The 7902-nt window shown below is 72.3% G+C and carries 8 protein-coding genes and 1 tRNA gene; all 9 read left to right on the forward strand.

Annotated elements, in window-relative coordinates; all coding sequences use genetic code 11:
• Positions 1 to 315: 315 nt before the first annotated feature.
• The 9 genes from ACFXA3_RS27735 (at position 316) to ACFXA3_RS27775 (ending at position 7784) form a co-directional block, all read left to right on the forward strand.
• The gene (locus tag ACFXA3_RS27735) at positions 316 to 1290 is read left to right on the forward strand and encodes a trypsin-like serine peptidase (protein ID WP_385191144.1); all 975 of its coding nucleotides are present in this window, start codon (positions 316 to 318) and stop codon (positions 1288 to 1290) included.
• Between the two features lie 39 nt (positions 1291 to 1329).
• Positions 1330 to 1414 (forward strand) — tRNA-Ser (locus ACFXA3_RS27740).
• Positions 1415 to 1612: 198 nt separating this feature from the next.
• On the forward strand, positions 1613 to 1975 hold the full coding sequence (locus tag ACFXA3_RS27745; RefSeq protein ID WP_385191146.1) for a DUF6344 domain-containing protein: 363 nt from the start codon (positions 1613 to 1615) through the stop codon (positions 1973 to 1975).
• 644 nt (positions 1976 to 2619) lie between these two features.
• On the forward strand, positions 2620 to 2925 hold the full coding sequence (locus tag ACFXA3_RS27750) for a hypothetical protein (RefSeq protein ID WP_385191147.1): 306 nt from the start codon (positions 2620 to 2622) through the stop codon (positions 2923 to 2925).
• Between the two features lie 171 nt (positions 2926 to 3096).
• A complete protein-coding gene (locus tag ACFXA3_RS27755; RefSeq protein WP_385191149.1) occupies positions 3097 to 4248 on the forward strand; it encodes an acyl-CoA dehydrogenase family protein in 1152 nt (383 codons plus the stop codon).
• A complete protein-coding gene (locus tag ACFXA3_RS27760; protein WP_385191150.1) occupies positions 4245 to 5180 on the forward strand; it encodes a bifunctional MaoC family dehydratase N-terminal/OB-fold nucleic acid binding domain-containing protein in 936 nt (311 codons plus the stop codon). Before ACFXA3_RS27755 ends, ACFXA3_RS27760 begins: the two co-directional genes overlap by 4 nt.
• Positions 5180 to 6229, forward strand: coding sequence for an acyl-CoA dehydrogenase family protein (locus ACFXA3_RS27765; protein ID WP_385191152.1), 1050 nt, complete (start codon positions 5180 to 5182; stop codon positions 6227 to 6229). The genes ACFXA3_RS27760 and ACFXA3_RS27765 overlap by 1 nt, the downstream gene beginning before the upstream one ends.
• Positions 6226 to 6621: an acyl dehydratase gene (locus ACFXA3_RS27770; protein WP_385191154.1), complete on the forward strand. Its 396-nt coding sequence runs from the start codon at positions 6226 to 6228 to the stop codon at positions 6619 to 6621. Before ACFXA3_RS27765 ends, ACFXA3_RS27770 begins: the two co-directional genes overlap by 4 nt.
• A complete protein-coding gene (locus ACFXA3_RS27775; protein ID WP_385191156.1) occupies positions 6618 to 7784 on the forward strand; it encodes a lipid-transfer protein in 1167 nt (388 codons plus the stop codon). The genes ACFXA3_RS27770 and ACFXA3_RS27775 overlap by 4 nt, the downstream gene beginning before the upstream one ends.
• Positions 7785 to 7902 lie beyond the last annotated feature (118 nt).

Raw genomic sequence — 7902 nt, forward strand, 5'->3', positions numbered from 1 at the left:
CGGCCAAGCCCGGCCTGCTCGGCCCGCCAGGCCCGCCCGCCCGGCCAAGCCCGGCTTGCCCGCCCGGCCCGCCCGCCCGCTCGGCCCGCCCGGCCGGTCCTTCCCGCATGCCGGGCAGCCGCCGCCTCTCGCCACCCGCGCCTTCCCTCCCGGCGAAGGGAGTTGGCCAATTCCTGGCCGGAACCGACCGAACGTTCCGGCCGTCTCCTGACTTCTCGTGCCGCGCGTGCGACCCTGCGGCCGATCCGCACCGACAGCTCTTCACCCCCACCCTGCCCGGTCCACCGGGACTGGGCACGGCAGAAGGAGTCCTGCGTGAATCGTCAACGCACGGCAGCATCGGTCCTCCTGGCGGCGGGCGCCTTGATCGCAAGCGCGCTGACGGCGGCCACCCCCTCGGCCGCCGCCGACTCCCCGGCCTCGTTCCGGCAGCAGCACAGCCAGGGATTCTGGACCGCCGAGCGGATGCGCAGCGCCACCCCGCTGGACGTCACGGCAGTGCCCGGTACCCGGCGGGCGGCAGCCCCGGCCGCGGCCCGGTCCACGGCGGTCGCCCCGACGGCGGTCGCGCCCACGGCGGCGTCCTCCGCGGTGGCCTCCCCGACGTCGTTCCCGCAGGCGGGCGGCGCGTGGACGGGTGGCGGCGCGGTGGTCAAGACGTCGGGCCGGGTCTTCTTCACCTTCGGCGACCGCACCGCGTCCTGCTCCGGCGACTCGATCACCAGTGCCAACGGCAGCACGGTCATCACCGCCGGCCACTGCGTGAAGTACCAGGGCGCCTGGCACACCAACTGGATCTTCGTTCCCGGGTACGAGAACGGGAACGCGCCCTATGGCCAGTGGTCGGCCACCCAGACCTTCGCCACCGACCAGTGGGCCGCCAGCGAGGACATGAACATGGACGTCGGCCTCGCCGTCGTCGCCCCGCTGAACGGGCAGAAGCTCAGCCAGGTCGTCGGCGCCCAGGGGATCCTGTTCAACGGCGGCTACAACAAGAAGATGTACTCCTTCGGCTTCCCGGCTGCCGCACCGTACGACGGCACCAAGCTGGTCTACTGCAGCGGGAACACGAGCAAGGACTTCCTGCTGACCAAGGACCACGGCCTGGGCTGCAACATGACCGGCGGCTCCAGCGGCGGCCCCTGGTTCCAGGACTTCAACGAGGCCACGGGCCTGGGCACCCAGGTCTCGGTCAACAGCTTCGGCTACACCTTCCTGCCCAACCGGATGTTCGGCCCGTACTTCGGCAACGAGGCGAAGGCGGCCTACGACAAGGCCCAGAATTCCTGACCCGACCGGCCCCCGCCTGCCGGTACTCTGTACCGGCCAGGTGGGTTGCCCGAGCGGCCTAAGGGAACGGTCTTGAAAACCGTCGTGGCGCGAGTCACCGTGGGTTCAAATCCCACACCCACCGCATGTGAACGGCCTCTGACCAGCAAAATCGGTCAGAGGCCGTTCTGCGCTCGACTCGGTCCGGAGCCTGCGTTGGGCCCTTCGAGTGGTGTTTGTCGGAAGATCGGCGCGCGTGGTGGGCGCCCTGCGGTTGCGGTCACATCATGACGAATGTATGCAGATCCGCCCGTCGGAACATCGCGAAGTGAAGGACCTCGTCATGGCTCACCGCATCCCCGTCTCGTCGCTCTGGACCGCAGTCGTCGCGGCTCTCGTGGCGCTCCTCTCCTCCCTCGGTTTCGGCGCCAAGGCCGCCAAGGCCGCCCCGGCCGCTGCCGCCACCGTCTGCGCCCCTGCCGCCTCCCGCCGCGCGGCCGTCGCCGTACGCGGGCAGGTCCGGCCGATGGGCCGGCGGAGCTGGCGGGCGATGATGCGGGGCGGATCGCTCCCGCCGACCATCAAGCAGCGGATCCGCGCCGAGGCGCACGGCAAGGCCCCGTCCGTCCGCCGCTCGACCACGGCCGCCTCCTTGGCCGGGGGTACCGTCGGAGCCGGCCGCGACGAGCTCGGCCTGGTCGCGTAGCGCCCGTACGGCCTAGGCGTACCGCGCGCCTCGTGCGATCGCGGCGGGCAGCCGGGAGTGGTACCGGCGCCGACACCAAGTGCAGCAGCCGCAGCACCGCAGCACCCCAGTACCGCAGCACCCCAGTACCCCAGTACCGCAGCACCGCAGTGACCGCAGGATCAGTGGAAACGGCAGTACCAGCAGCAGGCGCTCGAGCCCGGTCGGCAGGTCGCGACCGAGGATCGCGCCGGCGATGTGCCCCCGGAGTGGGGGCACGGTAGGACGACCCCGGCGGGCGCCGGGGGCGCGCAGGGGGCGTGAAGCTTGGCACGGCAGGGTCGCAGACCCGGGAGACGGTGGGGTTCCCGGACGGCGCGGCCCTCTTCGGCATGTTCGGTGCACATGAGTTTGAGGGAACGATTCCTCCCGTGCCCGGCCCTGGTTTCGGCGGTCTTCAAGCCGCTGACCTGGGGTGTTGGGATGCGAATGAGGTTTATCCGATGTTGCTCATGCTTGCGGGGGAATCGTGGAGTGCGGGGTGGTTCGCCGGGGATTCGGTGGGCAACTCTGGTGTCGCGACGTCGTCACCACAGAGAACGACCGAGGCGGTCGGCCAACTGCCTTGGAACGGCTCCCACTTCGCTTTTCTGGAGGATTCACTCATGGCAAGCATCCGTACCGCCCGCGTCTTCGCCGCCGTCGCCGCCCTCCCCCTCGCCGTCGCCCTCTTCGGCGGTGTGGCCGCGGCCGACAACGGCGCCTTCGCGAACGACGGATCGAATGCGAGCGTCGCCGGCATCGTCGGCAGCGGTGTCGGCGGGAACAACAGCGGCAACTCGTCCACCTCGCAGCAGGTGGCCACCGGCTCCGGTGCGTCCAACCAGAACAACAACGCGCAGGTCAACGGCTCGGCCTTCACGGCGATCCAGCAGGGCAACCTCGCAGTCAACTTCCACCCGTGGTGGTAGCTGCTCCCCGTGTCCTCTGAGTCTTGAGGGCGCCCGTGCCACCGGACCGGCTGGGGTCCGGTGGGGCGGGCGCCCTCGTGCGTTCGAGCACCGGCTCCCGCCTTGACATCGACAGGGAATCTGACGGACAGTCAGGTTCACTCGATGATGTGACGCCGGGAGGCCTGCGCCGTGCACCTCGCCCCGACCGAAGGCCAGTTGCGGCTGCGCGCCGAACTGCGGGAGTACTTCCACGATCTGCTGCCGGACGGACCCCCCGAGGATCCCGCCGCCCAGCGCGCACTGCTGCGCCGCATCGGCGCCGACGGACTGCTCGGCCTGGGCTGGCCCCCCGAGTACGGCGGCCAAGGGCGCGGCCCCGAAGAGCAGTTCGTGTTCTTCGACGAGGCGTACCGGGCCGGCGCCCCCGTCTCCATGGTCACCCTCAACACCGTCGGCCCGACCCTGATGAAGTACGGGACCCCGGAGCAGAAGGACTACTTCCTGCCCCGGATCCTGAGCGGCGAGACCGTCTTCGCCATCGGCTACTCCGAGCCCGGGGCGGGCACGGACCTGGCCTCGCTGCGCACCCGCGCCGTGCGCGACGGAGCGGACTGGGTCGTCGACGGCCAGAAGATCTTCACCTCCAACGCCCAGAACGCGGACTGGATCTGGCTCGCCTGCCGCACCGATCCCGACGCCCCCAAGCACCAGGGCATCTCGATCATCGTGGTCCCCACCGACGCCCCCGGCTTCGCATGGACCCCGATCGAGACGGTGGGCGGCCTCACGACCACGTCGACGTACTACGACGGCCTCCGCGTGCCCGCCGGCCACCTCGTCGGCCCCGAGCACGGCGGCTGGGGGCTGATCACCAACCAGCTCAACCACGAGCGGGTCGCCCTCGCCGCCATCGGCATGCAGGCCGAGGACTTCTACGAGGGCGCCCTCCGGCACGCTCGGACCCCCGACCCGGTCACCGGCGAACGCCCCGCCGACCGGCCCTGGGTGCAGTCCCGGCTCGCCGAGGCGCACGCCCGGCTGGCCGCCGTCCGCCTCCTCAACTGGCGCCTCGTCCAGGACGTCGGCGACGGCAGCCTGGCCCCCGGGGACGCCAGCGGCGTGAAGTTCCTCGGCACCGAGTCCACCGTCGAGGTGTACCGGATGTGCCAGGAAGTGGTGGGCGAGGAAGCCCTCGTACGGGGGCCCGAGGCCTTCGCCGGAGGCGAGCTGGAGCGGATGAACCGGGCCGCGCAGATCAACACCTTCGGCGGCGGGGTGAGCGAGGTCCAGCGGGAGATCGTCGCCATGATGCGGCTCGGCATGAAGGGGAGGAAGCGATGACCGCCACGGCGGACCAGGCAGCGGGCGCCGAGGCGGCCACCCGGTTCCACGCGCTGCTCAAGACCTTCGAAGGGCGGCCCGCCGCCACCGCGGGCCAGGGCAAGGACCCCGTCAACCTGCCCATGATCCGCCACTGGTGCGAGGCGATGGGCGACACCAGCCCCGCCTACACCGGCCCGGACGCCATCGCCCCGCCCACCATGCTCCAGGCCTGGACGATGGGAGGGCTTTCCGGGCACGGCGACCGCTCCTCCGCCTACGACGAGCTCCTCACCCTGCTCGACGACGCGGGCTGCACCTCCGTCGTGGCCACCGACTGCGAGCAGGAGTACCTGCGACCGCTGCGCCCCGGCGACACGGTCACCTACGACGCCGTCATCGAGTCCGTCTCCCCGCGCAAGACGACCAAGCTGGGCACCGGCCACTTCGTGACCACCCGCATGGACGTCCGCGCGGACGGCGAGCTCGCCGGAACCCACCGCTTCCGGATCCTCAAGTACGCGCCCGCCGCCCCCCGGGAGAAGAAGCCACCGGCCCGGCGGCCCCGTCCGGTGGTCAACCGCGACAACCAGGGGTTCTGGGACGGGGTCGCCGAACACAGGCTGCTGATCCAGCGCTGCACTGCCTGCGCGAACCTCCGTTTCCCCTGGCTGCCCGGCTGCAACAGCTGCGCGAGCCTGGACTGGGACACCGTCGAGGCCTCCGGAGCCGGCACGGTGTTCAGCCACGTCGTCATGCACCACCCGCCCTTCCCCGCCTTCGACCCTCCGTACGCGGTCGCGCTCGTCGAACTCGCCGAAGGCGTCCGCATGGTCAGCAACATCACCGGAGTCCCGTACGACAAGGTGCGCATCGGGATGCCCGTGCAGCTGGAATTCCTGCGTGTCGACGAGGACCTGGAACTGCCGGTCTTCCGGGGGAGCGAGGGCTGATGGACTTCCACCCCACCGACGAACAGGCCGAGGCGGCCGGACTCGCGGCCCGGATCTTCCGCGACCTCGCCACCCACGAGCGCCTCGCAGCGGCCGGCACCGGCAGCGACGCCGAACTGTGGAAAGCCCTCACCGCCGCCGGACTGACCGCCGCCGTGGAGGAGATCGGCCTGCTCGGCCTGGTGCTGCTGCTGGAGGAACAGGGCCGCACCACCGCGCAGGTTCCGTACGCCGCCACCTGCGCGTACGGGATCCTGCCCGTCGCCGCGCACGGCAGCACCGAACAGCGCGCCCGGCTGCTGCCCGCCCTGGGCTCGGGCGGGGCGATCGCCACCGGCGCCTTCCCGGCACGCGGCCGGATCACCGCCTCGCCGGACGGCCGGCTGACCGGGACCGCTCCCGTCGTGCCCTGGCTGCGGGACGCCACGCACGTACTGGTCCCGGACGCGGACCGGGCCCTGTGGCTCGTCCGGACGGACGCGTCCGGCGTCGGGACGCCCGAGGTGGAGACCACCGCGCCCTGGTCGGCGGGGCGGCTCGTCCTGGCCGGGGCAGAGGCCGAACGGCTCGGGGACGGCCGGGCCTACGAAGCGGTCCTGGCCACGGCCCGCACCGCCTTCGCGGGGCTCCAGGCGGGGGTCTGCGCGGGCTCCCTGGCCCGCGCGGTCGAGTACACCTCCACCCGGGAGCAGTTCGGCCGGCCGCTCTCCACGAACCAGGGGGTCATGCTGCGCGCGGCCGACGCCCACATGGACACCGAGGCGATCCGGGTCACCGCGTACGAGGCGGCCTGGCGGATCGACGAGGGACTTCCGGCGCGCGAGCACGCCCTGACCGCGGCCTGGTGGGCCTCGGAAGCGGGCAAGCGCGTCGTGCACGCGGGCCAGCACCTGCACGGCGGGACGGGCGCCGACCTGGACCATCCCGTCCACCGGCACTTCCTCTGGGGGCGCCAGCTGGACGCGTACCTGGGCTGCGGCAGCGAGCTGCTGGCCGAGCTGGGCGCGCTCCTGTCCGACCACGCCGCACCCGAGGGGGACCACGCATGAACGTCGGCGACACACTGGCGCCGCTGGAGATACCGGTGACCCGCACGCTGATCGTCGCGGGCGCCATCGCCTCCCGCGACTACCAGGACGTGCACCACGACGCCCCGCTCGCGCGCGAGAAGGGCTCCCCGGACATCTTCATGAACATCCTGACCACCAACGGCCTGGTCGGCAGGTACGTCACCGACCGCCTCGGACCCGGCGCCGTCCTGCACGCCGTGGCCATCCGGCTCGGCGCGCCCAACTACCCGGGCGACACCATGGTCCTGACCGGCACCGTGATCGCGGTCGACGGGAGCCGGGCGGAGATCCGGATCGTCGGCGCCAACGGCATCGGCCACCACGTCACCGGCACGGTCACGGTCACCGTCACGCCGGAGGCGGCGGCATGAGCGTCCGGCACCGCGACACGCTCGGCGGGCGCGCCGCCATCGCCGGCATCGGCGCCACCGAGTTCTCCAAGGACTCCGGCCGCAGCGAGCTGCGGCTCGCCGTCGAAGCCGTGCACGCCGCCCTCGACGACGCCGGGCTGACCCCCGCCGACGTCGACGGCATGGTCACCTTCACGATGGACACCAGCCCCGAGATCACCGTGGCCCAGGCCGCCGGCATCGGGGACCTCTCCTTCTTCTCCCGCATCCACTACGGCGGCGGCGCCGCCTGCGCCACCGTCCAGCAGGCCGCCCTCGCCGTCGCCACCGGGGTCGCGGAGGTCGTGGTCTGCTACCGCGCCTTCAACGAGCGCTCCGGCCGGCGCTTCGGCTCCGGGGTGCAACAGCGGGAACCCTCGGCAGAAGGTGCGGCGCTCGGCTGGGCACTGCCCTGGGGGCTGCTCACCCCGGCCTCCTGGGTGGCCATGACCGCCCAGCGCTACCTGCACGCGTACCACCTGACCCCCGAGGCGTTCGGCCATGTCGCGGTCACCGGCCGCCGGCACGCCGCGAACAACCCCGCCGCGTACTTCCACGGCAAGCCCATCACCCTCGCCGACCACGCCGCCTCGCGCTGGATCGTCGAACCGCTGCGGCTGCTGGACTGCTGCCAGGAAACGGACGGCGGTCAGGCGGTCATCGTCACCAGCACCGAGCGGGCCCGGGACCTGCGCCACGCGCCCGCGGTGATCACGGCGGCCGCGCAGGGCGCCGGCCGCCGCCAGGAGGCCATGACCTCCTTCTACCGCGACGACCTCACCGGGCTGCCGGAGATGGACGTGGTCGCCCGGCAGCTGTGGCGGACCAGCGGACTGCGGCCCTCGGACATCGACGTCGGCATCCTCTACGACCATTTCACCCCGTTCGTCCTGATGCAGCTGGAGGAGTTCGGCTTCTGCAAGCCCGGCGAGGCCGCCGACTTCGTCGCCGCGGACGCGCTGCCCCTCAACACCCACGGCGGCCAGCTCGGAGAGGCGTACCTGCACGGCATGAACGGCATCGCCGAGGCCGTCCGCCAGCTCCGCGGCACCTCCGTCAACCAGGTGCCGGAGGCCGCCCGTGCCCTGGTCACCGCCGGTACCGGGGTACCGACGTCCGGACTGATCCTCGGCGCCGACGGCTGAGGCCCGGGCGGGCGGGGCCGGTCCCCGGCCCGCCCCCGGGGGCCCGGGGTCCCCTCCGCCCCCGCCCCCCGGTCGCGTATACACCAAAGACGCGGCCGGCGAATGATGGGTGGTAGAT

It is taken from the genome of Streptomyces sp. NPDC059456 (genome assembly GCF_042750055.1).
Classification (GTDB): Bacteria; Actinomycetota; Actinomycetes; order Streptomycetales; family Streptomycetaceae; genus Streptomyces.